A 3,998-nucleotide genomic window follows, 5' to 3' on the forward strand; every position below is an offset into this window, starting at 1 on the left:
CGTTGTGGTTGGCCTCGGTCGCATCGTTCGTATGGTTGGGCCGCCCGGGGGTGCCGGGTGGGCTGGCCCCTGCTGTCGGTAGCTGGTGACAAGATCACCGACATGAGTTTTGTACGAACTACTTCGCCGCGGCCTGTCGAGGTGGCAGCGGTCTTCCCTGAGCTCGCACCGCTGGCGCGCCCAGCGATACGGCTGCATCCGCGTCCGGCGTCGCCGTCGGTCAGGGACAGTTCGGTCGGCGGGCCGTTGCTGTGGCCGGCAGGCGAGCCATGGCCGCACTGCGAAGACGTGCACCTGCACGTGGACACCGGATCCCGCCGGTCGCCGACCGAAGTGCGGCTCCGCCGGATCTTGTCTTCCCGGTGGAGCCCTGACGGCCCGGTTCCCACGCTCACACCCGAGGAGGAGGCGCTCAAGGAACGCAATGCCGCGTGGCTCGCCGAACGGCTCGAAGCCGGCCCTCCCGGCCCGGCCGAATGTCCGGTCCCGATGCTGCCCGTGGCTCAGCTGTTCCTGCACGACGTACCCCTGTTGCGGCCACCCGGGCAGGCCGATCTGCTCCAGATCCTCTGGTGCCCGTATGAGCACGATCCGGATTACAAGCCGGCGACCGCACTGTTCTGGCGGTCAGCCGCGGAGGTCGGCGACGTCCTCGTCACACCACCGGAACCATACGAGACGGACTATCCGGGCTACGTGCCGGAGCCGTGCCTGCTGGCCCCAGAATCGATCACCGAGTACCCCAACAGCCTTGACCTGAGCCCGGTACTGCAGGAGATGCTGGAGAACTGGAACAGGTGGCAGGCAGGCGGCGCCGACGTGGCCAGCTCCTACGCGGCGTATCCGCGCGACTTCTATTCCATTCATCTGGGCAACGCACCCGGCTGGAAGGTCGGCGGCTGGCCCCCGTGGGGCCGCACCGACCCGATCCCCCGGTACTGCGTCGTATGCGAGGCACAGATGGTCCCGCTGCTGACGATCGCTTCCTTCGAGTGGGACGGCGACGAAGGCTGGGTGCCGCAGGAAGACCAGGCCAACGCCGCTGGCTCTCACTACGCGGGCCAGGACCCCTCGCAGCCGACGGGGGTAGAAGTAGGCAGCACGGACAACATGCAGATCTACGTCTGCCCGACCTCCCCCGAGCATCCGCACACCGACTTGATCCAATGATCTGTCCCAGCACGCCGGTGACACCCAACCTGCTTCGCGCGCTGCTGGTGACAGGCAGCGGGCTGCCCCGGTGACAACCACCGTGCTTTGCTCGCTGGATGCCGCAGGCCAGCGGAGGCCGACGGTGACAGCTATCGTGCTTCGGCTCAATTCAGCGAGCCGTCACGGAAGCGCTCTGGCGGCGGCCCGCCCCCTGGACCCGCACACCACGAAAGCGAACCCGAAGATGACGAGGACGTGGCCACCGGACCGTCGACGCCCGCTCACCCCGTTTGGCACTGTGCCCCGCGCGCCGGCCGACCCCGCCCGGATCGGACGGCGCGTGGTACGGCGCCGGGCGAAGGGCATGGACGCCGTCGCCGTCGCGGCGGCCCTTGAGGACGCCCGGTTCGACGCGCGGCAGAACTCCCGGTTCGAGGACCTGGCCGACGACGAGCGCGGCCGCGCGGAGCTCGCCGAGTGGGAACGCCTCGACCAGCTGCTCGCCGCGGCCGCGCCGGGCACCGTCTACGACCCGGACACCGACCCCATCGTCCAGGACGAGCTCGCCGCCGACGCGGCGGCCGCCGACGCCCGGGAGGCCGAGATCCGCGAGGCCGCCCGGATAGCGGCCCGCGCCGACGAGCTCTAGGCGCTGCGCGAACTCGGCACCCTTCGGCAGGCGAGCCCCGCGCGGGCGACGAGGCCGCCCGCGACGAGCTGAACCGGCGGGCAGGCTGGTACGTCCAGACCGACGTCGACACCTGGCTCGCCCACGCCCTGGCCACACACCGCGGCCACTACGCCGACCCGGCCACCCGCGGCACGGCCGCCGGCCTCCTTCCCGAGCCGGTCCGCGTCCACGCCGCCCTGCTCGCCGCGCTCCACCGCCTCGCCCCGGAGACCGGCGCGGGCGTCGACGAGCCCGGCTTCGCGGCCCGGCTCACCGCCGCCGACCCGGACGCCGCCCGCGAACTCACCACGTTCCTCGACCGCGCCGCCAACGCCGCCGGGGGCCGCAGGTGAGCGGGGACCAGGCCCGCGAGATCGCCTACTGGCAGGAGACCGGCTGGACCGGGGCCCGCTGCGAGGCCCTGCGCGCCGACGGCACGGTCGAGGCCTGGACGGAGCCGCCGTTCGGCGCGACCCGCTACCCCGGCGAGGACGACCCGGACCACAACCCGATCTGTGGCTGCTCCTCGCTCTTCCCGGCGGCCTTCTGCGTGGAGTGCGGCGGCTGCACCGCCACCTGTGGTCAGTGCGCCTGCCACCGACCGGTCGTCGTACTCACCAGGCCCGTCCGGCCCGTGGATCTGTGAGGTGGGACCGGCGAATCCCCTGGTGGGCGTGCGTCCTGTGAGCTGTGAGGCAGCCTCCGGCCGACGGCGATCAGCTCGGTCACCGGTGTCCTCTGACAGGTGATCTTGACCGATTGACAGGCGAGTCTGACCTGTCAGCTGTTGGCGGCACCAGCGACGGACCCACGTGCCGCGGCGGAGGGGCTCGTCACCGCACGACGTCGCTGACGCAGTTGCCGGTGCAATCGCCAAACGAGCTCAAGATCATCCCCAAGACGAGGATCGCCAGGACAATCCACACTACGTGGGCAAACGAATTGTCTTTTCCGTGCGGGGGTGACGGTGTTCCGTCCCGCGGAACCTCCTTGTGGCTCTCGGGTCCGCCATCGGCGCCGTCGTGTCCCTCGTCCGCCATCGTGTCATCCCCCGTCGCGGTGCGTCCTTCCATGGCACGGCGTCAGGTCTCGCACGTCAAGGTATGCGGCGGATTGCTTCCGAACTTGATGGCGCCCGGAGACGTCACGGTCCATGCGGCCCTGGCCACCCAGTCGGCCGGCGCTTCGCAGGTAGAGGGCATGTCAATCAAGTTGTAGAAACCCGACGATGGTGAAGATCGGCTGGCAAACGGTCAAGATCACCTGTCAGAGGGCAACCGGCAATCGCTCAAGATCCGCAGAGGGTCACTGAGCGTTCTACTCTTAGAGTTCGTCTCATTTGGGCTGTCCGATGGTCCGGCGTCGTGGGGATCGTTGAGCGTCTTGTGCCGGATGAGTTGTGGGAGCTGCTCGAGCGGGTGGTGCCACCTGCTCCGTCTCGGCCGCAGGGCGGCGGTCGCCGTCGGTACGGAGACCGTGAGGTGTTGTCTGCGATCATCTTCGTGGCCACGTCGGGGTGCACATGGCGGCAGCTGCCTCCGTCATTCGGGCCTTCGGGACCGACGGCTCACCGCCGGTTCGCCGAGTGGAGCAGAGCACGGGTGTGGGCCGAGCTGCACCGTCCGGTCCTGGACGAACCGGGCGGGCGGGGCGAGCTGGACTGGTCCCGCCGCGCAATCGACTCGGTGAACATGCGGGCCCTGAAAGGGGGGAGCTGACCGGTCCGAATCCTGTCGACCGGGACAGGAAGGGCTCGAAGATCCACTTGATCACGGAGCGTACGGGTCCGCCCCTCTCGATCGGGATCTCCGGCGCGAACCTCCACGACAGTCAGGCCCTCCGGCCTCTCGTCCGCGGTATCCCACCGATCCGATCCCGCCGCGGACCGCGACGGCGGCCCCCCGCCAAACTGCACGCGGACAAGGGCTACGACCACGACCACCCGCGGCGATGGCTACGCCGCAGGTGGGATCACCCACCGGATCGCCCGCAGGGGCATCGAGTCGTCCAAGCGGCTGGGCCGACACCGCTGGACCATCGAACGCACCATGTCCTGGCTCGCCGGCTGCCGCCGACTCCATCGACGCTACGAACGCAAGGCCAGTCACTTCCTGGCCTTCATCGCCCTCGCCCGCACCCTGATCTGCTACCGCCGCCTAGCCAAATGAGACGACCT

3 protein-coding genes and 1 pseudogene are annotated in these 3,998 nt (G+C 69.7%); all 4 read left to right on the forward strand.

Annotated elements, in window-relative coordinates:
* Window positions 1-102 precede the first annotated feature (102 nt).
* The 4 genes and pseudogenes from ACWGSR_RS37555 (at window position 103) to ACWGSR_RS37570 (ending at window position 3,990) form a co-directional block, all read left to right on the forward strand.
* A complete protein-coding gene (locus ACWGSR_RS37555) occupies window positions 103-1,170 on the forward strand; it encodes a hypothetical protein (RefSeq protein WP_453573922.1) in 1,068 nt (355 codons plus the stop codon).
* 280 nt (window positions 1,171-1,450) lie between these two features.
* Window positions 1,451-1,801 carry a hypothetical protein gene (locus ACWGSR_RS37560; protein ID WP_453573917.1) on the forward strand — a complete coding sequence of 117 codons (351 nt, stop codon included), beginning with the start codon at window positions 1,451-1,453 and terminating at the stop codon, window positions 1,799-1,801.
* Between the two features lie 370 nt (window positions 1,802-2,171).
* On the forward strand, window positions 2,172-2,468 hold the full coding sequence (locus ACWGSR_RS37565; RefSeq protein WP_453573920.1) for a hypothetical protein: 297 nt from the start codon (window positions 2,172-2,174) through the stop codon (window positions 2,466-2,468).
* A gap of 724 nt (window positions 2,469-3,192) precedes the next feature.
* Window positions 3,193-3,990 (forward strand): annotated as a pseudogene (locus tag ACWGSR_RS37570) (IS5 family transposase).
* The last annotated feature ends 8 nt before the right edge of the window (window positions 3,991-3,998 follow it).

This window comes from Streptomyces sp. NPDC055632, from assembly GCF_053618675.1.